16 protein-coding genes are annotated in these 26,248 nt (G+C 42.8%); 6 read left to right on the plus strand and 10 right to left on the minus strand.

Going from position 1 to position 26,248, the window contains the following annotated elements; translation table 11 throughout:
- Positions 1 to 28: 28 nt before the first annotated feature.
- The gene (locus JMW94_RS04505; protein ID WP_201601898.1) at positions 29 to 958 is read left to right on the plus strand and encodes a bile acid:sodium symporter family protein; all 930 of its coding nucleotides are present in this window, start codon (positions 29 to 31) and stop codon (positions 956 to 958) included.
- 459 nt (positions 959 to 1,417) lie between these two features.
- Positions 1,418 to 2,917, plus strand: a complete 1,500-nt coding sequence (locus JMW94_RS04510) for a reverse transcriptase domain-containing protein (protein ID WP_201601901.1) — start codon at positions 1,418 to 1,420, stop codon at positions 2,915 to 2,917.
- Between the two features lie 35 nt (positions 2,918 to 2,952).
- Here the strand turns inward: JMW94_RS04510 and JMW94_RS04515 are convergent, their stop codons facing one another.
- From JMW94_RS04515 to JMW94_RS04555, 9 genes are all read right to left on the minus strand, one after another.
- Complete coding sequence (locus JMW94_RS04515) at positions 2,953 to 3,099, minus strand: DUF2256 domain-containing protein (RefSeq protein ID WP_201601904.1); 147 nt, start codon at positions 3,097 to 3,099, stop codon at positions 2,953 to 2,955.
- A 51-nt stretch (positions 3,100 to 3,150) separates the two neighbouring features.
- A complete protein-coding gene (locus JMW94_RS04520) occupies positions 3,151 to 3,321 on the minus strand; it encodes a DUF2256 domain-containing protein (protein WP_010196547.1) in 171 nt (56 codons plus the stop codon).
- A 265-nt stretch (positions 3,322 to 3,586) separates the two neighbouring features.
- Positions 3,587 to 9,754 carry a DNA repair ATPase gene (locus JMW94_RS04525; protein WP_201601921.1) on the minus strand — a complete coding sequence of 2,056 codons (6,168 nt, stop codon included), beginning with the start codon at positions 9,752 to 9,754 and terminating at the stop codon, positions 3,587 to 3,589.
- A gap of 474 nt (positions 9,755 to 10,228) precedes the next feature.
- On the minus strand, positions 10,229 to 12,241 hold the full coding sequence (locus JMW94_RS04530) for a flotillin family protein (protein ID WP_201601924.1): 2,013 nt from the start codon (positions 12,239 to 12,241) through the stop codon (positions 10,229 to 10,231).
- Between the two features lie 217 nt (positions 12,242 to 12,458).
- The gene (locus JMW94_RS04535) at positions 12,459 to 13,124 is read right to left on the minus strand and encodes an OB-fold-containig protein (RefSeq protein ID WP_201601927.1); all 666 of its coding nucleotides are present in this window, start codon (positions 13,122 to 13,124) and stop codon (positions 12,459 to 12,461) included.
- 182 nt (positions 13,125 to 13,306) lie between these two features.
- On the minus strand, positions 13,307 to 14,323 hold the full coding sequence (locus JMW94_RS04540) for a PD40 domain-containing protein (RefSeq protein WP_201601930.1): 1,017 nt from the start codon (positions 14,321 to 14,323) through the stop codon (positions 13,307 to 13,309).
- Between the two features lie 366 nt (positions 14,324 to 14,689).
- A complete protein-coding gene (locus JMW94_RS04545) occupies positions 14,690 to 15,178 on the minus strand; it encodes an META domain-containing protein (RefSeq protein ID WP_201601945.1) in 489 nt (162 codons plus the stop codon).
- A 312-nt stretch (positions 15,179 to 15,490) separates the two neighbouring features.
- Positions 15,491 to 16,603 carry a lipase secretion chaperone gene (locus tag JMW94_RS04550; protein ID WP_201601947.1) on the minus strand — a complete coding sequence of 371 codons (1,113 nt, stop codon included), beginning with the start codon at positions 16,601 to 16,603 and terminating at the stop codon, positions 15,491 to 15,493.
- A 91-nt stretch (positions 16,604 to 16,694) separates the two neighbouring features.
- Complete coding sequence (locus JMW94_RS04555) at positions 16,695 to 17,771, minus strand: esterase/lipase family protein (RefSeq protein ID WP_201601950.1); 1,077 nt, start codon at positions 17,769 to 17,771, stop codon at positions 16,695 to 16,697.
- A gap of 298 nt (positions 17,772 to 18,069) precedes the next feature.
- Here JMW94_RS04555 and map point away from each other — a divergent pair, with 298 nt between their 5' ends.
- A complete protein-coding gene (map, locus tag JMW94_RS04560) occupies positions 18,070 to 18,861 on the plus strand; it encodes a type I methionyl aminopeptidase (protein ID WP_372815769.1) in 792 nt (263 codons plus the stop codon).
- A gap of 215 nt (positions 18,862 to 19,076) precedes the next feature.
- Positions 19,077 to 21,839, plus strand: a complete 2,763-nt coding sequence (gene glnD, locus JMW94_RS04565) for a [protein-PII] uridylyltransferase (protein WP_201601953.1) — start codon at positions 19,077 to 19,079, stop codon at positions 21,837 to 21,839.
- 106 nt (positions 21,840 to 21,945) lie between these two features.
- Here glnD and JMW94_RS04570 read toward each other — a convergent pair whose 3' ends face one another.
- Positions 21,946 to 22,617, minus strand: a complete 672-nt coding sequence (locus tag JMW94_RS04570; protein ID WP_201601956.1) for a hypothetical protein — start codon at positions 22,615 to 22,617, stop codon at positions 21,946 to 21,948.
- 257 nt (positions 22,618 to 22,874) lie between these two features.
- Between JMW94_RS04570 and dapC the strand changes: the two genes are divergently transcribed.
- Together dapC and JMW94_RS04580 are read left to right on the plus strand one after the other, a co-directional pair.
- Positions 22,875 to 24,131, plus strand: coding sequence for a succinyldiaminopimelate transaminase (gene dapC, locus JMW94_RS04575; RefSeq protein WP_201601964.1), 1,257 nt, complete (start codon positions 22,875 to 22,877; stop codon positions 24,129 to 24,131).
- Between the two features lie 158 nt (positions 24,132 to 24,289).
- Positions 24,290 to 26,230 (plus strand): DUF294 nucleotidyltransferase-like domain-containing protein, encoded by a 1,941-nt coding sequence (locus tag JMW94_RS04580; RefSeq protein ID WP_201601978.1) that lies wholly within the window; start codon positions 24,290 to 24,292, stop codon positions 26,228 to 26,230.
- Positions 26,231 to 26,248 lie beyond the last annotated feature (18 nt).

Raw genomic sequence — 26,248 nt, forward strand, 5'->3', positions numbered from 1 at the left:
TGTCTACTTTATTATTTTGAGACAGACTATGAATCAGATTGCATTACTTTCTAGTTGGATTGGCAAAACGTTTGCAATCTGGGCATTAGTCAGTGCTGTTTTGGGATTTATTTTTCCTGAATTCTTTGCCTCATTGGCTTTTTTGATTGTTCCCATACTTGGCATCATTATGTTTGGGATGGGCATGACGCTCAAAACCGAAGATTTTCTAGAAATTGTCAAACGCCCCAAACCTGTACTGGTAGGTCTGTTAGCGCAGTTCACGCTAATGCCTTTCATTGCTTACTTATTGACAGTAATTTTCAACCTTGATCCTTTAATAGCGGTCGGTGTTATCTTGGTTGGCTGTTGCCCTGGCGGTACCTCTAGTAATGTGATTACGTTCTTAGCCAAAGGTGATGTGGCATTGAGTGTGGCAATTACCTCTATCTCTACCCTACTTGCGCCTTTTTTAACCCCTATTCTGCTCAGTGTTTTTGCGGGTCAGCTGATTGATATCGATTTGGCTAGTATGATGATAACCATCACAAAAATCGTCATCTTGCCCATATTACTAGGTATTATCTTTCATAAGTTTTTGGGTAAAAAGATTGAGTTCGTCACTGAGGTATTACCGATGGTGTCGGTATTGGGCATCTCTATCATTATAGCGGCAGTGGTGGCAGTGTCTAAAGCGACTATTTTAGATAGTGGCGCTATCGTATTTATAGTGGTTGCCTTACATAATATGACAGGTTATACCTTGGGATATGTAATCGCCCGCTTGTCTGGCTTTACGGAGAGACAACGCCGCGCGATCATGATAGAAGTGGGCATGCAAAACTCTGGTCTGGGCGCTGCCCTTGCGGCAACTTACTTTAACCCTGTCGCGGCCTTACCTAGTGCAATATTTAGTGTATGGCATAACTTTAGTGGTGCGTTGGTTGCGAATATTTTTGCGAAGAGAGATGCTAAGTAATCAAAGGCTTTATTAGTTATGCGTGCTTTAATATTGAGTAAGAAAATTGTGAAATGAAAATGACTAAGAAACGGTTAAATTTGAATTTGTAGGATTTTTTACTCTCTGTTAGAATAAACGAGTGGAGAATGAAGCTGGTTTGTTAAGTTTGCTAAATAACTGCATAAGCAAGTTTGTGCAGTGCTTACTAGAAAGCTAGTAAGTTGGTTAAATACCATAGATAATTGACGTTGTCAATCTATTTATGATATAAACTATTATTAATATTGTTAGATTCTGCATGGTGTATATCCCCATAAGATGTTTAATATGTATTATTATACTTATTCCTGTCTTGATAAGGGGTGTCACTCTTTATAGTGACGTTTGGAACTTAACTTACCCACTACTAAGTAGTGTTAAAAAGCGAAGCCCCGTACAGGTTCGTTCTCCACACCTTATAACTATGGTTCTATATTAGTGAAAAAAACTGAATGGTTTAGAGTTAGAAGGTACCCTCATATTGGGTATCCCATTACTACAGCAAACAAGAAACAAGTATCTAGTTACATAAAAGATAGTAACCAGATCTCTAAACACTCATTTCTCCCATTTATCCATAAGCAAATTTTCTCTAGAAAACTCAGAAAGAAGTATGATAATTTTGGAAACGTAAAGTTTAATAGAGAACGTCAACAGTTAGACCCTAAAATTAGAGACATTTATTACGCTAGCCATTTGGACTCTAATATTTATTCATACTACTCATCCTTGTTGATGAAAAAATATGAAATACTATTAAAAGATAAAGGACTAAATGAAGTAGTCACTGCCTATAGAAAAATTCCCTTCGATGAATATAGAAATAAATGTAATATCGATTTTGCTAATGATGTTTTTAATTATATTAGAAACAACTCAAATAGAGAGCTAGTTGCTATTGCTGTAGATGTCACTGGATTTTTCGATAACTTAGATCATAAAATACTTAAAAAATCTTGGTGCAAAGTTTTGAATGTTAATACTCTGCCAAATGACCATTATAATGTATTCAAAAATATAACTAAATTTTCATATATTGAAGAACTACACTTATTTAACTTATTTCAAGATCAGATAATTACTGAGTCAAAGTCAGGTTTAATTAATAAAAAACATATAAAATCTTTAAAATACATGAAGGCTCAAGGTGCAATTTCATTTTGTGAAAAAAACGATATTCATAAAATTCGTGCTAAGGGCCTTATAAGGCAGCATAAACGTGATAAAAACAATCATTTAAAAGGTTATGGTATCTGTCAAGGATCGCCTATCAGTGCTACATTAGCAAATATTTATATGCTAGATTTTGATGAGGCAGTAAATAGAAATGTTCTTTGTTTGAATGGCTTATATCGGAGATATTCTGATGATGCAGTTATTGTTTGTGAAAGAAGACACAAAAGTTATATGATTGATTTTTTGGAAAAATCTATTATTAAAATTTCAAAACTAGAAATACAACCCTCTAAGACTCAGGTTTTTCAATTTAATCACGATGGAAATAGGTTAACTTGTCTACAAGAGTTTGAAGGATCAATAAACCAAAATAGTAGCAATAGAAACTTTGAATATTTAGGCTTTAGTTTTGATGGTGAATATACCTACTTGAAAACAAGTTCTCTAGCTAGTTACTATAGAAAAATGAAAGCCGGAGTTAGGCGTAGAGGGTATTTTAAGTCTAGGATTCGAAATAAATCTAGAGGTGAAATTTTTAAAAGACAATTATACAAACAGTACTCTTATATAGGCTCAAATCGTTCAAAAAAATACCAACGAGTGTCTGGAACGACTAACCAGTGGAGGCAAACATCTAGTTATAACTGGGGCAACTTTATTACGTATGCGAAACTAGCTAGTAGAACGCTTGATAAAAATAAGATTGACTCGCAAATTAAAAATCATTGGAAAAATTTGAATACTGAAATCAATAAATATTAAGTATGTTTAGTGTCAGTATTTCTGTTGTATTTTTCTTAGTTAACTTTAACCTTCCCTCGCCGACACTTCTCAGAACAATAAATCACCTGCTCCCAGTCTTTTTCCCACTTCTTACGCCACGTAAACGGACGCTGGCAGACGGGGCAGGTTTTTTGCGGTAGGTTTACCTTTTTATGTGCCATCGTCTGCTCCCTTGTGCCGTATATCTAATATCTACAGTTAATGTTTACTGCCTATTTATCTTCTTTTTGATGATCCAGCCCTTCATATTTTTTCACCCGTCGGCATTGGTCTGAGCAATAGACCATGCTCTCCCAGTTTTTATCCAGCTTTTTAGTCCAGCTAAACTCGCGCTCGCAGACAGGGCAGAGTTTTTTGCGGACGTTCTTTTTTTTGTGCGCCATAATTTTCTCATTGGTTTGATATAGTCGATTCACTACCATCGGATACGGTGTCAGGCTTGCTTAACCTACTGTTTGTAGCAACTTTACTCGCCGTCATTGTACCCAAAGTAGCTGTTGCCGACTATATTACCACTGTCTCTTAATCATAAGACCTATTTATAGTGCTATTCATAAGTGATGTTCATAAGTGCAAGTCATCAGCATTGCTCATAAGCATTAATAATCAAGCATTAGTTGTTAATCGTCAGCTATTAATCGATAGTGATTAATCATAGTCATCAAAGATTTTATTAAGTCTGTTGAGGCTATTGACGATTAGCTTGCCTGATTGATCGGTACTGCTATCGATGAGTAATTTTTCATCCATACGCATCGTCAGCGGTGCAAGCGCCTCTTTCAATGCGTTTGCCATAAGCACAGTCTGCTGAGTGATGTCAGGCGCATCGCTATCTACGTTTTGATGCTCTTCATTCTTAATCAGGCTTTCAGTCAGACTACTAGATAGACTATTGGCCATTTTCTGTGCCAGTTGTTCAACGGCATTGACCAGCTGCACCATCAGTGCTTTTTGCACCTCTTGGTTTTGCTTGAGATACTCACCTTCTGCCTTTTCAGCATTATGATCATGTTTATATATTTGCATCAGCTGATTCAGACTTTTCTCAAAGCCATTATCAATGCTATCGCTGACGACTTTGGCATTATTGACCACGCTATCGGCAAGGATTTTCTGTGCTTCTAATTGAGCGTTTAACTGGGCATCGAGCTGCGCTTGTTCTCCTGCTTCTCGTAAGCGAGCGATTTGTTCAGGATCATTTTTCGTTAAGTATGTCTCAAACTGGCTACTAATGGCATTGAAGCCACTGGCCAAGTCGACCAACTGGGCGACGATACGCGCGCCCGTATCACCATCTTCCCCGCCCATGGCTTTGTTACGCAAGAAGTCGGCTTTGATTTGTGCCCAACGCTGCATTTCTTCTTCGGTTAACACACCGCGCATCTCGCCAAGCTTGAGCAGATTACTCTCTGCGCCTTGGGTCAATAGCTGTGACTCGCCCAGATAGTGATCATCTATCAGCTGGTTCAGCTCGCTCTTATTCATGACCGCCGACAGCTTTTCGGTCATCTTATTCATATTACGATAACTGCCTTGCAGCTTAAATATCGGCTCAACGCGGTACTTGTCATCTTGCGAGGCAGAGGCAATATACGCTTGGTTGACGTCTAAAATGACCTCTTGCACCCTAAACATATGACGCAAGATCGCGACAATCTCATTAATCTCTGAAGTGCTATACGGATACGTCAAATCACCGCTTTGGGCTTGTGCAAGATTTGCATTGTCCGCTTTCGCCATTTTGATGAGACGATGGACATCCGCTAGGTCGCGGTTGGCCAGTGGCGCGAGAACGGTGTTAGAAGTGAGCGAGTTTTCGATATAACTGAGCGCAAACACTTCTTCCATGCCGCTCATGATATCGCCTAAGTTGTAGATATCGGCACGGTTGGCGAGCATGTCTGGCACTTTGAAGGCTTCGCCGCTCTCGGTATACGGGTTACCCGCCATGACCACGCAGAACTTTTTGCCACGCATGTCATAGGTTTTCGTTTTGCCTTGCCAGACGCCATCGATACGGCGCGTACCATCACCGAGTGAGATAAATTTCTGTAAAAATTCCGCATGCGTATGCTGAATATCATCGAGATAAAGCATGACGTTGTTGCCCATCTCAAAGGCTAAGTTGATTTTATTCAGCTCTTCTCGGGCGGTGGCATTGGGCGCTTTTTCGGGATCTAATGAGGTGACGTCATGACCAAGTGACGGACAGTTAATCTTCATAAAGATAAGGCCGAGACGGTTTGCCACATATTCCATCAAGGTAGTTTTACCATACCCTGGTGGCGATATCATCATGAGAATACCCATCAAATCGGTACGCTTATCTTCACCGACCGTACCCATCTGTTTGGCGAGGTTGTCACCGATGAGAGGCAGGTAGCTCTCGTTAATCAGACGGTTACGCACAAATGAGGATAGTGGACGCGGCATAAACTCGTCCAGTCGCAATGTCTCTTTTGAATCATGCAGAATCTCTGAGCGCATGGCCAAATAACGTCTATAGGCAGGAATGACTTGGGTATCATGATGATGCAGACGATTTAAGAAGTCATCGACGGCAAAGGTTAAGGTCTGCTGATGAATACGCGGATGCTCACCTAGTAGATGATTCACTTGTATTTCAAGCGATACTTTACCCGTGCTACGCTCAAAGCTTTGCACTTGATTGAGCGGATTATTAATACTGGTCAATGATGTCGTCGATGAAACTGGCGACGAGGTGATTGAGGAAAATGATAAAGCAGATGGCGTGGTACTTGCGCTTGTACTGTTTAAACCTTGATTGCTCAATCCTTTAGCACTTAGCCCTTTATTGAAGCTCGCGCCTGAATCAATCAATCGCTGCACCAAAGCTTCACGTTGAGCATCGTTCAATTGAGTGAGTAAAACCGCAATCGCCTCCGGCACATAATGACGGCCACTTTCTAATTGCTGCTTGCGTAACGCATCTTTTTCTTCAATTTCAGCAAGCTGTGCTTCACTGAGTTCGCCGTCTTCATTGGTGCCATCATCAGCTGCATTAGCCAATGCTGTACTAGCGTAGGTTTTATCAAGCAATGCATGGAACCATGTTGCCAATAGCTCATAGGCTGATTTGGGCTGGAATCCAAGCTTGCCAATTGAAGACTGTAATTGGTCAAAACTGGCCGTCGCTTGCGTGCTGCCTGAGGCACTATTTAGCGTTTGGCTTAGCTGCTCACACAACTGCTGCGCTTGTTGGCTAGTTTGCCAGTTTATTGTGTTAGATGCGACAGTATTCGATTCAGCTGACTGTCCCATGACGCTCACCAAGTATTCGCAGGCAAGCTGGATATAGCTTGGTTTGAAGATGTTGGCGCCTTTATCAACGCTGCCATCTTTATCGATGCTAGCACCTTTATCAACGCCAATACCGTCATCATTATGAGCGGCGACAAAGTCACGCATCACTTTGCTCATATCTTCGACTAGTAAAGACTTAGCCGTATCACTGCCCAAAGCACGGCGCAGTTGCTCGGCGGTCGCAGCTCTATCCGTCCAGTTGCTCGCGCGCGTCAGCACGGATTCATTTAACCAAGCGTCATAGCCAAATTGGCGCAAGCTGTCTAAGCCCAGCGCTTGTACGATATTGAGCTGCCAATAAAACAATTGCGCCAATGCACGTACTTGCGGGGTATAAATCAGCAACCCTGCCTCGCGCAAAGTCGGTAATATTTGCATCAGTAATAACGTAGCATCATGATCATGAATGCCTTTGTCATAGCCGAGCTGATAGCGAGGGGTGGCGTAAGCTTTGACCAGTTTGGACAATGGGCTGTCATTATCAATATCGCCATTAACATCTAGGGTAATGACTGTCGCATCGTATGCTTGATATAGATGCGCTTCAGTCAAACCCTCTTGGCTGTTTTTGGCATTCTCGATAATGCTATAGGCCAAATACTCGGCGCGGTAAACGGCATCCGACTCAGAAGCGATATTCATGTCCCAATACGGGCGCAAAGCGTTCAGCTCAGCATTATTAAGTACTTCATAATAGTCTGTGCCCGTGAGATGCAGATTTAAAACACGGTTACCATCTGACTGCTGACGACTCAATAAAGTCAAATCAAGTGGCTGAGTATTGACCGAAAAACGATGCTTGCCCAGTTTGATAATCTGACCACCATCTTCAAACAAGTCCGACTTGTCTTTTAGACTCTTATAACTCTCGATTTGAATGGCTTTTAGACGGGCGTCGATGTCATCGGCTTTGACGCTAAAGCCCATCGCTTGCAGCTCTTTTGCGATGTTGCGGACTTTCTGTACTAGACCATCAGCTGCAAAGTATGTATTGAGAGCTTCCTCTTCTGTAAAGCCTGTGACGCCAGTGCTTTGCGTGCGTTTTTTAATACTTTCAAGCATTCGCAGCGCGCCATCACCTAAGTTTTGCGCTTTACGGTTACGAGCATCAAGCAATTGCTGCTTGTGATTTTCAAAGGTCTCGTAAATCTCTTCACGCTTACTGATGATGTCGGCTAAAAACTGATCGCCACTATTGGTCTCTGGGTCAGCGAATTGACTCTCCAATTCTTCTAGCTGCACCAATAGCTTAGCCATTTGCTCATCTGATTTCTCAGGGGTATTGGCAATAGATAACGCATTGGCAATGGACTGACCAAACAGCTTAAACTGCGCGCCAAATTGCGCCACGGCCTCGGCAGAGCCTAGATTTTTGCGTTTATGATTGAGCTTGGCTTTGCTCTGGTTTAGGCTGGCATAAATGGTCGATATATCATCGATAATTTGCGTACGTACCGTGGCATCGGCTACATCTAGCGTACCTAATAGCTCGGTTAATAAATCTAACCCTTGCGCTGTTTCATCAATTTTATCCAATACGGGTTTTAGTTCAGCATTGGTTTCAGCGGTATTTAAACGCTCACTGACATCGACCAATATACCTTCGTAACTCGAAAGCGCTTCTTCCCCACTTAAAAATAGCACGGTCTTTTCAGCCAGCTCGCTTTCGGCTTCTTCTAACTGTGTCTGTAATGCTTGTAACTTGTCAGCATCCAGATAACGCAAATCTTCTAAGCTGACCAAACGGCCTTTTTGGCGTCTTAACGCTGACAACTGATCGACATAATCACTGGCAGACTCAAAGCTAGTGACGCGTATCTGCCGCAAAATCTCACTTTGCTGCGTATCAGCATCGGCTAGCGCAGTTTGGGTTTGCTTTTGGATACTTTGTACTTTGGCGAACTCATCAATGACTAGCTCAGCCGTGGCCGTCACTTCTTTAATACTACTGGCGACTTCGCTCAGCTCAGGCTCAGACAACCAGTAATAGCTGTCAAAGAGTCGGCTGGTATTATTGGTAAGCTCTTCATAGAGCTTCTGTGACACGCTTTGATTGTCAATGAGGCGGGTAATGCTATAAAGATCTGAGATACCGCGCACCAATTCTTTATTGCCAATCTTGCCATAAAAACTCGTGCTCTCTGGCAGCTCGCTCACATACTCATGCGAGGCGTAAGGCGTATGCCATATCTGCATCGGATGAATACGAGACGGCTCGCTTTGGTCACTAAACAGCACCAAGCGGCCATTCTCTGCCAAAGCCATACCGTTGCAATAGATAGGGTTTGCCAATTGCTTTTTAATCAAATTATAAGGAAACAGCCCCGTAACGCCCAAGTCTCTGTCGTAAAATAAGAATAGAACATCTTCCCCATTTGGCGAGACAATTTTACGCTTAAACCGTAAGTCAGTAGCGCCAACATTATTGGCCTCGAACAGCTTATACTCACCCGTCTGTAGATAATAACCACCCGGAAACATGATGCCGTGGTCTTCTGGTAGCTGAACACACGACTGTCCAATCGCATCCAAACGCAGCACCGTTTCGGTCAAAGTGTTATAAACGAAATAACGGTAGTCATCTTCACGATAAGGCAATATTTTGAGCAGTATTAAACTGCCCACTTTGGCATACGCAATCTCGGCATCGGTAAGCGACTGGGTACGGTCATTGACCGGTTCACTATAAATACCTTGCCCTGACTGCGTATTGTCCTCAATCTTAATGGTCAAATCACCACCGACCGTTTCCACAAATATCGTATCCAAGATATTCATATGGGGATATTTACCATTCACCATTTGATCGCGTGTGGTCTCAATCCAGTCAAAATCATAAGCAGGCGGTAGCTCAATATCACGCTCGCCTCGATTGTCCACATAAGCGACTTGCGCCGACTCTGGCGTACCTTGGCTAAAATCTAACGCAAAACGGAACACTCGAATATCAGTAATGCGCTCGCCAATCTGAAACGCCAACAGCAATTTGCTGTCTTTCACCGTTATTTGAATCAGGCGCGTTTGCTTGTAATATCGATACAGCTCATTGAAGTCTTGGACAAAGGCATCTTGAGCCAAAAAAGTGCCTTTTAAATCGACCTCTTCGAGCTGATACTCTTCTTCATTACCAACTGGCTCGTTCAGGCGATATAACGACAATACGTCCTTGATATTACTTGCGCGTTTGAGCCCCATAAAAACGTTGTAGCCAAACAGTAAATAATCACCGACCTGCACCATGTCTTGTGCCACACAGTTGTACTCGGTACGAATACGAGTACGAGCAATGACTTGCATTTGGGTGCTGCCAAACTCTTCGAGACGCGCATTATTTAGTGTCAGCGTTTGCGTCTCTAAACGACCGCCTTGTTCCGTCAGACGTTTTTTGATGAGCTCATAGGCATTGCCTGAAGCAACTGCCTGATCGGTTTGGTTGGTTTGATTAGCATTATCGTTGCTGTCTGAATTTGTTGAGTTTTGCGTGTCCGCCATTGTTGCTCGTCCGTTTCTGTTTTTACTTAATAAGAGAATTTTGGGCAATAGAGAAAATAATGAAATATTAAGGCATTTGATAAAGAAGCACTTGGCTAATCTAAAAAAACGAGTGGTCACTGCTATTTTTTTAGATTAGCCAACTCATCATGATTCGTCGTTCTGAATCACCATGAGTTAGCCAAAAAAATCTGCCGCCTACACGACAGATTTTTTATTTTAGAAAATATTACTCATTCATACTGTTAGATAAAAACTTACTCACTAATATTTGCTCATTAAGGCTAGGGCGTGTCCTCATTTTAAAAATGGTGATAAAAATGAGATAAATTGCAGTCAAACAAGGAAAATAGCGCAGATAATATCGAGATATTAGTCAGCTATTTGACGCTGTTTGGCAAGATTTAGCCATTTTCAACCTATTTAGATAACTATCGATTGAATTGAGGACTCGCCCTAGACATTTAGACCCTATTAATAAGTCGTTTTATCATCATTTTTTTGGTTTGATTTCATGGCTTGACTGGCCATCACACCATTGATGATACCGCTCAATGTATCTGACTTACCTGCTAGGCCATCGATGGCTTTACCGATAGACAATGACTTGGCAAAGTTATCAAAGAAATGCGCTTCGCCGCCAACAATATCGATTTTGGCTTTCTGTAACGCCACTGCCAATACTTCAGCATTTTCTTTCGCAATTTCTTTACCAGCATCGATTGATGCCAATGCTTCTTGCAATGCTGTCTCAAGGCTCATGCGGAATTCTTCGTGCTCACGTGCCTCTTTGCTCATGCTACCCATGGCATTGAATTTCTCGACCAGACCATCTGCTTCGGCTTGGAAATGTGCACGAGTAACTTCGGCTTTTGCCAATCCAACTTCACGTTCTGCTTTGGCATTTGACTCACCGCGAGCCGCGATGACTTGAGCATCTGCCATGCCTTTTTCACGCTCAGCTCTGGCGGTAGATTCACCGCGAGCCGCGATAACCTCAGCATCTGCCATACCTTTTTCACGATCTGATTGCGCTTCAGCTTGTCCAGTCGCTTTGATAACATTGGCTTTCGCAATGCCTTCTTTTTCCAAAGACGCCGCTTTGACTTCTTGGATAGCCGCTTCAGCGAAGCCATGCGCCGACTCTTCTGCCTTGATACCTTCGGCCATTTTAATTTTGGCTTCTGAATCTTTAGCGGATGCTTCAAGATTAGCAGCGGCAAGCGTGGTGATTTCGACGGCTTTGTGCTTGGCAGACAGCTCTTCTGCTTCGGCTTTTTTCACCTGACGTACTTTGATTTCTTCCGCATCGGCTTCTGCTGCTAGCACACGTGTTTGCTTAGAACGCTCAGCTTCGCTAATTTCGCGGACTTCTTTGATACGCTCTTCTTCTTGCGCAACAGTTTTGTCCACTGCGATACGTTCACGAATGACGTTGGCAATTTCTTTTTTCTCAAGCTCAATCGCGCGTTCAGCTTCGATACGTTGCAGATCAACTTCACGCTCACGAGAGACAATTTCTAAATCACGCGCACGCGTGACTTTTTCTTCTTCGATGACGACCGCACGCAGACGATTTTGACCTGCTACTTCGATTTCACGCTGCTGATTCTCACGCTGAATGGCCAAATCCTGCTCAACCGAGATAACAGCCGTTTCAGATTTTTTACGCTCTTCTTCTTCAATCTTGCGAGTTTCAGCAGTCTCACGTGCAATCACTGACGAGATTTCACGTTGCTGTTTGGCTTCGGCATCAGCTTGTTGACGCTCAAGCTCTAGCATCGCCTCTCTGGTTTCGACATTCTTTTTCTTAACTGCCAGCTCTTCATCACGCTCAAGCTCATTGGTGATGACGTTCTGAAAGGCCGTTAATTGCGTAATCTTTTTGATACCTTCAGCATCTAAGATATTACTTGAGTCTAATGAAGATTTTGGCGTTTGTTCTAAGTAATCAATCGCCACATCTTCTAAGACATAGCCGTTCAGATCGTTACCGATTTCTTGAACGATGCTGTCACGAAACTCGCTGCGATTTTCAAACAATTTGACGAAATCAATCTGCTTACCAACTGTTTTTAAGGCTTCTGAGAACTTGGCATTAAATAGCTCGTTGACAGCGACTTTATCTGATGCACGCTCAACCCCAACCGATTTGGCGACTTTTAGCACATCTTCTTCGGTTTCATTGACGCGTAAATAAAATGCCACGGTGATATCAGCACGCATGTTGTCTGCGCAAATCAAACCTTCTTTACCGCGTCTGTCCACTTCTAACGTGATGAGCGATATGCGCATCAATTCTTTTTTGTTGATGACTGGCCAAACAAAACCACCATCAAAACGTACGGCAATTTTACTCACACCGTTAATAATGAGTGCTTTGCCCTGCTCGACCTTAAAGTAAAAGGCCTTGAGCATCAATAGTGCGACCATCATAAAAACAAACGCCAGCATTACAACCACGCCGACGATAATGAGTGTGTCCATATCCATTCCTTTAATTAAAACATTCCATAATCAATTCTATATAAATCAGATACGCTATCACGCCTGCTAACTCTACTATTTATGGCACTGTATATAGCACGTGTGCTTTATAGCCCTGTCATTCGCCTTCGATATATCTGAATTACCTTGAACCGACTATCACCAAATTTAAAAATATTTATGTTACTTCTAAAAATGCACAATTTTATTCATACTTTTACAATATTTTTTTATCTTCCACGACAACAACTCGGTAGGTATTGGCATCCTTTAAATACTCGACCAACATCACTCTATCGCCTTGTTTTAGCAACCCATCATTGCTGTCTGAACGAATTTTGAGTATCAATCCTGCACCGCCATCATTTAGCTCTGCTTCGCCATGTTTATCTGTGACACTAAGCGTACGCACAACAGCGATCTTACCCACATTATTAGACGAATTACGTTTGGGAATTTTGGCGATATTTTTGCGAATCGGCGAAATAATAATACCTGTCAACCACATGGATACGACCAATACGAAAATGAGTGCCCCTGTACCGAATAAATAATACAGAACGCCAGAATCGAAATATTGGTGTAAAAAGCTGGTATATAAATAGCTAAGCAACCAACCGATCAAGCTAATTAAGCTTAGTATGATGATTAAAGGGACACCGTAAAGACCAAACTTGAGCATGAGACCGGTAAAAAAACCAGTCGATGATGAGGTAGAGACATCAGCATCACCGCCTGACTCACCAAGGTCTACGCTATCCATATCTGCCATACCGAGTAGAGATACTGTCCAATATAAGGTGACGAACATCACAAGCCCCGTAAAAATAATCGTGGGATATAAACTGATTTTAGTGATAAAGACTAAAAAAGCTTCCTGCATTGCGCGTATTCTCCTTTTGCTCACCCAATCTATTAGCTCAATGACTTGGTTATGCAAATTGGTATTATGTGGATGATGCTCACTCAAATTAATGCTGCCAAGTTTACATTTTTTAAATCAACTTATGTTGCTTTATCAAGGATTATATATACATTCCATTACATAATACATAGGTTTTGCCTTTAGCGTCCCCATATCGGCGAGCGCACGACTCCGCCCATCTTACTGCCAATGGCATAGCTTGTATTACCAGATAATGAGTGAATGACCAAGCTGCCGCCATTTTGACCACCCACTTGTGAAAGCTTTGTCGGATAAATAGCATACTGTGCAGATGGTGACAGACGCGCTGGTTCATCAAGTCCAGTCTCTGCTAGATTGGTGATTTGCCCAGTACTCAGGGTCATAACGGCGGCCTTACGACCGTTGAGATACGCTAACTGCTGACCGTCTGCACTGAGTTGAGGACTCGCGACATAGCCACTAGTCGGCATAGGCGTCGCATTGCCAGTGGCAAAGTCATAGCGATATATGCTTGGGCGTCCAGCACGGACCTTATCACTAGTATAGACAAAGCTTTTGCCATCAGACGCATAGCTTGGCTGTACTTCTGTACTTGATAATGTCGTCAGTTGCCGAGTATTGCCATCGCTGAGACGTATCTCATAGATATCAGCATTGCCACCGACAGTTGAGCTATATAGGAGTTTTTGACCATCAGGTGAGAACGACGCTGACATATTGCTGCCTTCAGCATTTACCACAAGGTTGCGGATGTTGCTTTTGCGATCATAGATATAAATCTTAGGATGCTGGCGCGGCGCTTGTTTACTATATGCCAGCAGTTGCCCATCAGCTGACCACGCTGGCGCATAAATATAACCATTAAGCTGATCGATTAACTGACGATCACTACCATCAGGACGAATGCTATAAAGCGTCGATATCTTTGCAGCTCCGATGCCTTGCTCCTCGACATAGGCAATGCGCCCTTGCCGATCTATCGCTGACATTCGCGCCGTTAGTGGATTGCTCGCACTCATATGTTTAGCAGGTGCTTGCATCGTTTTAGACATCGTTTTAGACATCGTACTAGGCAAGGTCTGACACCCCGTCAACAGAATAAAAGTCGTTAGTGCGGTGATATTACTTATCATTCGTATATTGACGGATGATTTTGATACAAGCATTTTTGACATAAAATAACGTCCAATAAAGTGTTGATTATTGCGTACTGAGAATCTTAACAATTAAGGCTAAAAGATTGAGCGCACTAAGGCATTTTAGCCGACATACTTTACTTAATAGCAAATGACAGTGTAGCGTAAACCATGCCAAATTTTGGACAAAAAAATACCCCACTAGATAGTGAGGTACTTTTAAAACTACATCTAACTTTTATAGAACATTACTTTTATAGAACATTACTTTTATAGAACATTACTTTTATAGAACATTACTTTTATAGAACATTACTTTTATAGAACATTACTTTTATAGAACATTACTTTTATAGAACATTGCTTTTAGCAAATACTATTTAAAAACTATCTGTAATGATTGAATTATTTAGAAACGGCTTTGAAATGGGCAACTTGATTGCTATTGGTAATGGTCAAAATAGGGGTGTTATTGGCATTTTTACTGATGCTATATTTACCTTGTACGGTCGCTAAAGTCGCAGTATCAAAACTTGCTTGTGGCTCAGGGCATGCCATCATAGTAGATAAAACGTTGCCTAATACGACATTGCCATTCACAACCTTGTAGTCAGCGCCCATGTTATTACAGGTGTTCATAAAGGTCACACGGTCACTACCGCTATCTTTGAAGAACTTTAGCGTTAATGGCTTCGCTGGATCAAAGAACAATTGGCTAACTTTATCGCCATTGCTGCGTTTTGCGTCAACGAGCTGCCAATCATATGCTTGTAGCGTATTAGAATTAATTGGTTGAGTCACTGGCGCTGTTACGCTAGAGGTGGTTTGGCAACCAGCAGCCAATGTACCTACCGCAAGCGTTGCTGCCATCATCATTTTAGTCATGTTTTTCATATAAGCTCCTCTAGTGGTTTTTTTAAAATAAGAAATAGCTCTTATCCTAAACATTCGTTTTTATTATGATTAATTTACTGTTTTATTCATTACTCTCAACAATGCGGTCATTATGCACAACTGGAGCTTAACTGTCATTATAGATTGAGTGTATGATTACCCTGTTATTTGTTGCGCTCTATAGTCTTTTTGCTAACCTCTATTGTTAGACAGTACATTAACTGCTAACACTTTTTCTATAACTTCTTGAATATACCCTGAAAACCGACAGTTTCTCGTTAAAATTACCGTTTTACTCATTTATGCTAGGCATTACTCTAGATTGGCGAGGTTCTGTTGTTGCAAAGCAGCATAGCCTACCAAACGTTTGCGTTCAGCCTCACTAAATAGCTGCTGTTCGATTTGATTGATTTGGGTTTGTGCTTGCGTTTTATCTGCACTTTGACTTAATAAGCGCTGTTTTTGGGCTTGATATTGGTCGAAACGTTGAGCAAAGTTAGCATCTTCTGCATCGACTTGCGCGAGGCGTGTGGCGGCTGGAGCACCTACCAGATCACGACGCATGTTATACAATTCCTGAGCCGTTGCCCCTTTTGCTTGCATCTGTTTTGTGCGATTCATCAGCTCGTTCAGGTTGGCTTGCTGGGTGATACCGGCTTTGAGCGCATTATCCGGCATACGGCTTATATAGTTCTGCCGCGTTGCCTCTTTTTGCACATCGTTTAGCTGCTGGTTTTGGTTAATTCTGACCATCTCCATACTATAATTATCATACTCCTCTTCTGCACCAAAGAAGGCGATAATGGTTTCTTTAGTAAAATACTGCTGACGCAACTTGGCTACATCTTGCTTTTGCTGAGCGACGACATTTAGATCCAGCTCACCGCTTTTTGCCGCTTGTAATTGCAGATTGCCATAACGTTCTTCTATTTCAGAAATGGCTTTAAGATAGGTAATATATTGGTCAAATATAGTGACCGCTTGACTAGCGGCTGGCTCTGGCGTGTGGTGACGAATATAGCTTTCAACACGGGCATAAATAACCGCTTCATCTTCTTCACCCAGCGCCGACAAAAAATAATCGAATAAACGCCGTAGACCTTCAGTGACGACCAACTGCTTATTTTCATCAATGATGATTTCGCCGTCAATTTGCGTGCCTTGTAATGAGCGCGGCAAACGCTCCAATCCAGTGACAAATAGAGACTGGTTTTGGGCGGTAGTTGTTTGCACTACTTGGCCATTATCCAGCGCAGTTGATAGAGTAGCATCAGCCTCACTAGCGAGAGCACTGGATACTGGTTGCGCTGTAGCCATACGTGTATTATCAGGTTTGAACCACATAATCACCGCCGCCGTTATGGCTATGCTAACCACGGCGATTATAACTATTGGTAGATAGGCTGGGCGGCGATTATTCGACATAAATGAGGGTTCTTTTTACAAATCAGCTTAAAGGCTTATGTTTTTAAAAGCGTATGTTTTTAAAAGCGTATGTTATTAAAAGCTTACATTATTAAAGGTTAGCGTTTTTAAGACGATTGACCTGAGTACGGTAGATGGATTTTGGTTCAGAATCGCCCCATGCCGTTAGACCCAATACTTGATCGGCTGAATCCAAATGGTTCATTCTATAATTATCCCGAATCACATAACCAAGACGACTTGAGCAAGCAGACACCAACCCATCATTAGACTCGCCTGCAAACGGTACGCTCGTTGCTGCCAATAAATAATCACTAGGATCCAGTGCGCTTGTTATCTGCCCAACCCCGCTGAACGAATAGTATTTAATGCCATTGACAGCAGTACTGGTCGGCTGACCACAATAGTTTTTTGGCATTGCCGCGGGAAATTTGGCATTGAACTTAGCAGCACCATCAGTTGATAAAGCCACGAGCGCTTGCCAGCCATCTTGCTCTTGTATCTCTTTAAAACTGATACCTGAACCAACGTCTGTAAAGCCACCAATCAAATTGAACACGCCTGAGACTAGCTGTGTTGTGACGTTGGATGGATTCCCTGTGGTGTTGTTTGGCTCAAGGGTGTTTTTGACAAAATCTGCCGTTTTTGAACCTTGTTCTGGGCTTGATACTGCCGTAACTGATGCGACATATTTTGGCGCGACGCCAGCGACATAGCGAATATCTATACCGCCTTGACTATGTCCAAATAAATTGACTTTAGGCTCACCTGAAATGGCAGTGATGGTTTTGACTTGTTGTAGCAGTTGCTCTCCGCGAATCTCACTGTTATTGACGGCTGACGTTTTGGTGGTATATACCTCTGAGCCGCCTTTCATCAACTCTTGAGGAATGCCATTGAAGTAATCGATAACCCCAAACAAGTTAGTGAAGCCGCCAAGACCATGTGCCATAACAATTGGGTATTTTGTATCAGTATGATTTGACGTCCAATATTTGTTGCTGACCAGCTTACATCCGGTTGAATTGGCGCAATTATAGTATTGACCAGCAGCTTGAGCCGAGGTGGTTTGTAGAGCCATTAAAAGTACACCGGCACTGATAACACCAAGTGAGGGGAGAAATGCGCTAGGCGTGAAAGCCGAAGCTAGAGAAGATTTTAGCGTCATAATAACGTCCTTGTTATCATTAATTTTGATTATCTTTACCTCATAATATCGGCAAAGATTGCTGCTAATTCCTTTAGCATGCAAAATTACATTACTTATATCTTCTGTAACATTCAACTAAATTGTCAAAATATGAATATATTATCGTGACTATAGGGTCACAACTGCCCTTACTTCGCTGTAAAGCAATTATTATCAATAATAATGATAGGTTCACTATCACTTAACGTAAAACAGCGGCGTCTTCATTTATGTTATAATTCAAGCCATTAATTCCATAACTATAAGTAATATAATGATGACTAAAAAATCCCTTATCCAGTCCCCAGAAGCCATAGAAAAAATGCGCGTGGCCGGTAAACTTGCCAGTGATGTCCTTGTCATGCTCGATGAGCACGTTCGAGTTGGCATCAGTACCGAGGCACTTAACCAAATCGCCCATGACTATATCGTTAATGTGCAACAGGCTATTCCTGCACCGCTTAACTATAATGGCTTCCCAAAATCAATTTGCACCTCGATTAACCATGTGGTTTGTCATGGTATTCCAGCCGAAAACAAGCTACTCAAAGATGGTGACATCATCAATATCGATGTGACCGTGATAAAAGATGGTTACTATGGCGATACCTCAAAAATGTGGATCGTTGGTAACGGCTCTATCATGGCACAGCGTATCTGCAAAGTGGCACAAGACGCCCTATATGCTGGTATGAGTGTCGTCAAAAACGGTGCGCGTCTTGGTGATGTCGGTGCTGCTATCCAAGCAGTGGTCGAACCTGAACGTTTCAGTATCGTCCGCGAGTTCTGTGGTCACGGCATTAGCAATGAGTTTCACCATGAGCCGCAAGTCATGCACTATGGCAAAAAAGGTACAGGCTTTGAGCTAAAAACAGGCATGACCTTTACCATCGAGCCGATGATTAACCAAGGTACATGGCAAACCAAGATTTTGCCTGATGAATGGACGGCGATTACTAAAGACCGTAAGCTGTCAGCACAGTGGGAGCATACGATGGTCGTGACCGATAATGGCTGTGAGGTGTTTACCACTCGCCCTGAAGAAGATTTAAGTTTTTTGACCCAGTAATATCAAAAAAGATCGCCTAGGCGGTCTTTTTTTTGGCCAATAATTAGGTCATATTGAGTATTGTGCTCACCCGCTTTTTATCTTTATACTCTGATGACTTAATAAATTATATTGGTAACTTATATTTGTGGCTTTTATCAGCTACCAGCACACTGGTGATTCTACGCTTTTCAGCTGAAACGTTTTATTTTTAAACTCTTAACGGGATAACACTCATGTTTACTTGTGATGTCGCTTCTATCGATCTGACACCTTTACCTCTATTATCAAAGGATATAGCGACAAACGCGTCACTGCTAGCGGACACCCCTGTCACTGAAAAGTCGCTACTGGGTATTCCTCACTGGTTGACTCAAATTAATCAAGATATTAACCGTGCACTTGAACGCGGTGTCAATATTCGTCAATTGGTGGCGGCACGCTCTGGTGCGATCGACGAATTGCTGATTGCCTTGTTCAACTGGTTTGAGCTGGATAAAACAGATTTGGCTTTATTTGCCACAGGCGGTTATGGTCGCGGCGAGCTGTCGCTTTATTCAGACATCGACATTTTATTGCTCTCCCCTGATGAGATTGGTGCTGATGCCAGTGGGAAAATAGATCGGTTGGTGGCGCTATTGTGGGATATCGGATTAGAGCCTGCTCTCTCGGTACGTAGTGTTAATGACGCTTTAGAGGCGTCGCTCGATCACACCATTGCCAGTGCACAGCTAGAAGCTCGGCTATTAATTGGTAATGAGGCTTTACAGGATGTGCCCGTTCAAATTGTCAATAAACAGTGGTCGCCACGTGAGTTTTTTGAAGTAAAAATCGCAGAAGCTAAAGCGCGATACTTACAGCACAATGCCACCGAGTACAACCTTGAACCCAATATAAAAACCGCCCCTGGTGGTCTACGCGACATTCATATCATCGGCTGGGTAACCAAACGCTATTTTCGAGTGGGTAAGCTGTATGACTTAGTACAACAAAACTTTTTGACTGAAAAAGAGTTCGATGAGCTGAATTTTGCAGAAGGTTATTTATGGCAAATACGTCATTATCTGCATGTATTGACTGGTCGCAACGAAAACAAGCTGCTGTTTGATTATCAGCGTGAAATTGCCCAGTTAATGGGTTATGAGACGCAGCCAGACGATCAGCCAAATGCCGCCGTCGAGCGTTTTATGCGCGACTATTATCGCTGTGCCATGCAGATATCGACGCTGTCTGAGATGCTGACCAATCACTACTACGAGACGATTATAGAGCCGCAGTTACCTGATGATGAGCGTCCAAAAAAGCAGCCAATCAATGCGCGCTTTAACCAAGTTGGTGACCAAATCGCCATGGCGCATCATCGGGTTTTTGCCCAGCATCCTGATGCTATCCTAGAGATGTTTTTACTGATGGGTCAGTACGGTATCAAAAACGTGCGCACTCATACCTTGCGTGCGCTAAAAATCGCCGCGCGTGGCATCGATCAAGTCTACCGTGATAACCCCGCTCACCAAGCGCTCTTCTTAGCCAATTTAAAAGAGCAGAATTATCTGTTTCATCGCCTGCGTGCCATGAATCGCTACGGCGTCTTAGGCAGCTACATTCCTGCGTTCGCCCAAGTGACGGGTCTGATGCAATATGATTTATTTCACCGTTATACGGTTGATGCACATACCTTATTTTTAATTCGGATTTTGCATCGCTTCACCGACCCACGATTTTATGAAGATTTCCCACTGGTTAGCTCTATCTTTCAGCGTATCGAGCGCAAGGAAATCTTGGTACTGGCCGCCATGTTTCATGATATTGCCAAAGGTCGCGGTGGCAACCATAGTGAGCTGGGTCAAACCGAGTCGACTGAATTTTGTTTGGCGCATGGTATGAGTCTGGCGGATGCCAACTTGGTTGGTTGGCTCACTCGCTATCACTTATTGATGTCGATGACTGCTCAGAAAAAAGACATCTCAGATCCAGAAGTGGTCACTATTTTTGCCAATTTAGTCGGTAATGTCACCCACCTCAATCATTTATATGTGCTCACTGTTGCGGATATGAATGCGACCAATCCACAGTTGTGGAACAGCTGGCGTGCCACATTAATGAAACAGTTATACTCACAAACTCGGCGCATTTTGCGCGCTGATATCGATGCACCTACTAATCGCCAAGATATGATCAGTGCCACACGTACCCAAGCCTTAGCGATGCTCGATAGTGTCAACAATCAACACATGAATCGCGATGAAGTCTTGAGGCTATGGGATGATTTGGGTGATGAATATTTCTTGAGAGAAATTCCTGAAGACATCTTATGGCATACCGAAGCCATTTTGAACCATCCGCCGATTGGTCTTGCTTCTAATGCAGATAGCCCGCCATTGGTGGTATTACGTGAGCATCGTGAGTTGGCCCTTGATGCGGTACAGGTCTTTGTTTATACCCAAGATCAGACGAACCTGTTTGCAGTCACCATGGCTGTATTTGATCAAATGAACTTGGATGTTTTAGACGCCCGTATCATTACTGCTACCCGCGATTTTGCTTTGGACTCCTATGTACTGCTCGATCCCAGTGGCACATTATTGGTCGATGAGGACAGTCAACAAGAGCTCAAACAGCGCTTAATCAATGCTTTTAAAGACCCGACATTACTGAAACTTACCAATAAGCGCATACCGCGTCAGCTCAGACATTTTGAAGTGACCACGGTGATTAATTTTGAGTTTAATGAGGCTTCTGATCAGCATATTATGAGCTTAGAAACCCTTGATCAGCCGGGACTATTGGCAAGAGTAGGACAGGTGTTTTTGCAGGAGAAAATTGAGGTGCATGCGGCGCGTATCACCACTTTGGGCGAACGTGCAGAAGATATGTTTTATATCAGCGATCAAAATGATGAACCGCTATCTGCTGCTAGACTTGACGCACTACGATCCGCCTTGATGGCAAGTCTCAGTATGCAAAGAGAGCAGCCTGCTGCTTACAGCAAATGTGATTGAACAAATGGGCTTACAAGATAAGTCTAAGATAAATACTCAGCGTGTATCATCCATTCATTGATGGCATGCTTTGTATTTTTTAACCCGTTAATATCAAAAGCACCTTTTATAAGGTGCTTTTATATATCATTTCGCTAGCGTGCTCATTGAGCTCATCATCCGCAAGATCTGGTGGCAGAATCTCTGCTTCAATCTGTTTTTGCGTCAGTATTAAGCGCCCAGCGTTGACCTCTTTTTGCAGCAAACAATGTAAACTTGCTAAATGAAAATCTCTGCCAAAACACTCATAGATTTGTCTTAGAGAAATAGGCGATTTGGCATGCACATCGGGATAAAGGCTGTCCTCTGCTAAGATAATCATCTCATTCAGTGCCTCTTCACGCATCAACTCATCTTTATCGATTTTACGTTGCAAGCTGTCTGCCATTCGACTTTTGGACGCGAGCATGGCCACAAAAATCACTGTCTGTAAAACAAATAAAGCAATATATTGCCATAAGGGCAGTAAAATACCGAGCTGATTGCTAAGCAACATCAGCACCATCGCAACGATCACGTAACTGACCAGTTGCCACAGTAACCACATCATCAAGCTGTTTTCACCGTACCAAAACATTTTTCGTTCTTTATGGCTAATTAATTGCTGGCGAGCTTGCCACCAGCTTTGCTCCCGCTGTTTTAATAGCTCGTACAATTTGGCTCGCTGTTGCGCATCATCAAAATTTTCATCTTGAATGTCTGTCGCGTTAAGATCATTAGTTTTTGAGATACTAGGCATATCAAATTATCCTCACCATAATCTATCATTAGGGCTGACAGCAGTTTTTTGTATTGTTATAAGTTATCAATTGATAAGCTTTTTTTAGGATTTTTAAATCTGTGACGGCTTCATTAGTTATTATAATTTATGGTTAAATAGCTAAGCAGCTTGAGCATGAGAAGTAAAAGACAAAAAATAAGAGAAGTGCTACACTGCTTAAATGTAATTTTTCTTTATAACTTTATTATTAATTGTCTATTATAGTTACCCTACTTATGAATCACAACTTAACGTACCTGCATCCTTATCCTTTTGCAAAGATGGCAACATTGCTTGCTAACAGTGTGCCAGCCCATGACTACAGTGAAATCAAGCTCGGTATTGGTGAACCAAAACATGAGCCACCAGCGTTCGTGCTGGACGTACTACGTGAAAATTTGGACAAAATAAGTCGTTATCCAACGACTAATGGCATGTTTGAGCTGCGCCAAACCATCGCGCATTGGCTAGAAAAACGCTTCTTTTTGAACCATGTCGATGCCAACACGCAAGTATTGCCAGTAATGGGCACACGCGAAGCTATTTTTAGTCTGGTACAAGCAGTCGTGGATCATAAAGTAAGTGATACAGAGAGTAGTCCGCTGTCTGTCTCTGACCCATTATCTGCCGTTTCTCCTATGACTGCTCCTACAATAGTCATGCCCAACCCTTTTTATCAAATATATGAGGGTGCAGCGATACTGGCGCAAGCCGAGCCTTATTTTGTGCCTTGCACAATGGACGATGACTTTAAAGGTAACCATCGCGCCGTACCAAAAGATGTTTGGGCGCGTACGCAGTTGCTGTTTGTGTGTAGTCCGAACAATCCAACGGGCTCGGTCATAACGATGGAAGATTGGGAGTATCTCATTCGTCTGTCAGATCAGTACGATTTTATTATTGCCAGTGACGAGTGCTATAGCGAGCTGTATTTTGATACGGCGCCGATTGGACTATTGCAAGCCTGCGCTGCCCTCGGTCGTCATGATTTCAAAAACTGTATTGTCTTTCACTCTTTATCTAAGCGTTCAAATCTGCCTGGTTTGCGCTCAGGGTTTGTGGCAGGTGATGCCACTATTTTACAAGCTTACCTGCAATATCGTACTTATCAAGGCTGTGCGATGCCGATACCACATCAGCTCGCCTCGATCGCTGCATGGCAAGATGAAAAGCATGTGGCACACAATCGCGCTCTGTATCAAGAAAAGTTTGCCTTGTGGATGTCTGAGCTTGGTGAACTACTAGAGTTACGAATGCCTGAGGCTGGATTTTACTTTTGGATAAAGGTCCCTGAGCCGTTCGATGGGGATGATGAGCGGTTTGTCAAAGCACTGTATGAGCAGGCCAATATTCACGCACTAGCAGGGCGCTATCTGTCACGTGATATTGATGGCAAAAACCCTGGGCAAGGCTATGTGCGCATTGCGCTCGTTGCGAGTGTTGATGAGAGCCGCGAAGCGATAAACCGTATTCGCAAATTACTAGGCGCATAAGCAGTCGCTTTATACGTAAAATTTTCAAAAAAAACAGCAACCTCTAATAGCCACAATATTACTGTGGTTATTAGAGGTTTTTTGCTTTAATAATGCTATAGTAAAGTGTCTTTTATCATCGATTATCTTTTACCAAATATGCCATCAAGGATGATGCCATGCCCCATCTTGATTTTACCCAGCCGCCCTTTGACGTATTGAGTCTGGCTGAACGTCAAAGCATCAGAAAAAATACCCAAATCCGCTACCTTGCCAAAAATGAGAATCTAACTGCCGAAGAGTTGCAATATCTGTATGTGGTCATTAAAGGGCAGATTGAGCAATTGCTTGATGGTGAGTTTGTTGTCTCTTACTTGGGTAGTAATCACTCCGACCATCTCAATAATAACGACTGGTTCGACAGCCGTCGTCTGCCTGAATCATTGACTGAAAATAGCCTTAATACTGAAGCACTGCAGACCTATCAGTTTCGAGCTGCTGAGGATACCTTGCTGCTCCAAGTCGCTGGTAGCACAGTCGATAAAATCAGCGCCCAAAATCATCTAGTGCGCCAAATGCTGTCAGACAAATTGCCCGAACGGCTAAAGGCATTACAGCAACGCCGCAATAATAAATCCATAGTCTCTGCCAGCTACAATGACCAACAAGAAGTGCAGCAAATCATGTTGCAGCCCGTCATTGACGTCAATCTATTGCCAGTCCATATTGTCAACGCCAATAACAGCTTGTACGAAGCCGCGTCTATCATGACGAAAGCGGGGCTAAAACATGTACTGGTGCAACCTTTAGACCACCTAAAACATGAGGGAGATATGCAATATGGTACTGGTCATCTATTGGGCATTTTGACCGATACCGACATTTGCCGCGCCGTGAGTGACCAGCAAGATCCAGCCACTACTCCATGCCAGCGCTATGCTAATTTTAACTTGCGTACCATCAAAGCCAGTGATGAGATTGGCGATGCATTATTGACCATGACCCGCTATCGCATCCATCGGCTACCAGTGATGGATCAAAATGGAGATGTCGTCGGTATACTGGGACAAAGCGATATGCTTGCGCATATTGGTCATCATTCACAGCTCATTAGTATCCAAATCGAGCAAGCAAAAGACTTATCAAGCTTGGATACCGCCGTCGAGCTTATCGGTCGTTACATTCGCGCCCAACATCAAAACGGTGTCAAAATCGGTAATATCAGCCGCATGGTACAGACCTTAAATGCACAGGTATTTACCAAGCTTTGGCAACTTATCGTGCCTGATGAGGTCATGAACAATACCTGCCTGATTGTGATGGGCTCCGAGGGGCGCGGTGAGCAAATCATGCGTACCGACCAAGACAATGCGCTCATCTTACGTGACGGCTATACTCACCCTGATCTGGCACAATTTGCGGATACTTTTAATCAGCATTTAGCAGACCTCGGTTATCCACTGTGCGATGGTAATATCATGATGACCAACCCTATGTGGCGTCAGCCGCTAAAACAGTTTAATGCTCAGATTGGTTTATGGTTTAGAAATACGGATCCCATGCATGGTATTTATTTGTCTGCCATACTCGATGGCGAATACGTCTGCGGAGATGAGTCATTATTGACTCAGGTGCGTCAACATTTAAAGGTTGCCCACAGGCAGTCAGACCCTATGTTTGTACGCCAGTTCGCGCGCGCCGCGCTACAGTTCGGTGATGTCAATCAGTGGTGGCAAAAGTTCGTGCCTTTGCTCGGTGGTAAATCTGGGTCAGAAGACATTGATCTAAAGAAAGCCGGTATCTTTCCACTGGTTCATGGCATTCGTACCTTGGCGTTAGAAAACGATATCTTAGAGCTGCCCAGTAGTAAAAATCGTCTTAAAGCTTTGGTACAAACGCGCGCCTTGACCCAAGAGCGCGCAGATACTCTATTAGAAGCCTTGGAGTTTTTTATGGCACAGCGCCTATCAGTCGCGTTATCAACCGATGATAAACATGCACGGCAAGTCAACCCAATGACCTTGACCGCGCTTGAGCGCGACTTATTAAAAGAGTGTTTGGCCGTTGTTAAAAGCTTTAAAAATCAGCTACGTCAGCATTATCAACTAGAGCTCGCATAAGTAAAACAATCGCATAAA

It is taken from the genome of Psychrobacter immobilis (genome assembly GCF_904846185.1).
GTDB classification, from domain to species: domain Bacteria; phylum Pseudomonadota; class Gammaproteobacteria; order Pseudomonadales; family Moraxellaceae; genus Psychrobacter; species Psychrobacter immobilis_B.

Coding starts and splice junctions, on each gene's coding strand:
- JMW94_RS04505 (WP_201601898.1), top strand. CDS start 29: ATGAATCAGATTGCATTACTTTCTAGTTGGATTGGCAAAACGTTTGCA.
- JMW94_RS04515 (WP_201601904.1), bottom strand. CDS start 3,099: ATGGCACATAAAAAGGTAAACCTACCGCAAAAAACCTGCCCCGTCTGC.
- JMW94_RS04520 (WP_010196547.1), bottom strand. CDS start 3,321: ATGGCGCACAAAAAAAAGAACGTCCGCAAAAAACTCTGCCCTGTCTGC.
- JMW94_RS04525 (WP_201601921.1), bottom strand. CDS start 9,754: ATGGCGGACACGCAAAACTCAACAAATTCAGACAGCAACGATAATGCT.
- JMW94_RS04530 (WP_201601924.1), bottom strand. CDS start 12,241: ATGGACACACTCATTATCGTCGGCGTGGTTGTAATGCTGGCGTTTGTT.
- JMW94_RS04535 (WP_201601927.1), bottom strand. CDS start 13,124: ATGCAGGAAGCTTTTTTAGTCTTTATCACTAAAATCAGTTTATATCCC.
- JMW94_RS04540 (WP_201601930.1), bottom strand. CDS start 14,323: ATGTCAAAAATGCTTGTATCAAAATCATCCGTCAATATACGAATGATA.
- JMW94_RS04545 (WP_201601945.1), bottom strand. CDS start 15,178: ATGAAAAACATGACTAAAATGATGATGGCAGCAACGCTTGCGGTAGGT.
- JMW94_RS04550 (WP_201601947.1), bottom strand. CDS start 16,603: ATGTCGAATAATCGCCGCCCAGCCTATCTACCAATAGTTATAATCGCC.
- JMW94_RS04555 (WP_201601950.1), bottom strand. CDS start 17,771: ATGACGCTAAAATCTTCTCTAGCTTCGGCTTTCACGCCTAGCGCATTT.
- map (WP_372815769.1), top strand. CDS start 18,070: ATGACTAAAAAATCCCTTATCCAGTCCCCAGAAGCCATAGAAAAAATG.
- glnD (WP_201601953.1), top strand. CDS start 19,077: ATGTTTACTTGTGATGTCGCTTCTATCGATCTGACACCTTTACCTCTA.
- JMW94_RS04570 (WP_201601956.1), bottom strand. CDS start 22,617: ATGCCTAGTATCTCAAAAACTAATGATCTTAACGCGACAGACATTCAA.
- dapC (WP_201601964.1), top strand. CDS start 22,875: ATGAATCACAACTTAACGTACCTGCATCCTTATCCTTTTGCAAAGATG.
- JMW94_RS04580 (WP_201601978.1), top strand. CDS start 24,290: ATGCCCCATCTTGATTTTACCCAGCCGCCCTTTGACGTATTGAGTCTG.